This is a genomic window from Bacillus cereus group sp. BfR-BA-01408, assembly GCF_022663305.1.
GTDB classification, from domain to species: Bacteria; Bacillota; Bacilli; order Bacillales; family Bacillaceae_G; genus Bacillus_A; species Bacillus_A pacificus.
Genome location: NZ_JAKUFF010000234.1, coordinates 1 through 299, shown reverse-complemented (window position 1 = coordinate 299; position 299 = coordinate 1). Strand labels below are relative to the sequence as shown.

Genomic DNA, 299 nt, shown 5'->3' with positions numbered 1-299 from the left:
AAGAAGAAGCGAAGGCTCAAGAAATAGCAAAGGCTAAAGAAGAAGCAAAAGCGCAAGAAATAGCGAAGGCTAAAGAAGAAGCAAAAGCGCAAGAAATAGCGAAGGCTAAAGAAGAAGAGAAAGCACGAGAAATAGCAAAGGCTAAAGAAGAAGCAAAAGCGCAAGAAATAGCCAAAGCTAAGGAAGAGGCGAAAGCACGAGAAATAGCTAAGGCCAAGGAAGAAGCAAAAGCCCGAGAAGCAATAAAGGCAAAAGAAGAGTCTAAAAATAACACGCAGTCCGCTAAACGTGAATTAACA

At 41.5% G+C, this 299-nt stretch carries 1 pseudogene; it reads left to right on the top strand.

The features are described from left to right. Positions 1-299 (top strand): annotated as a pseudogene (locus MR083_RS27090) (enterotoxin); the annotation flags it as partial.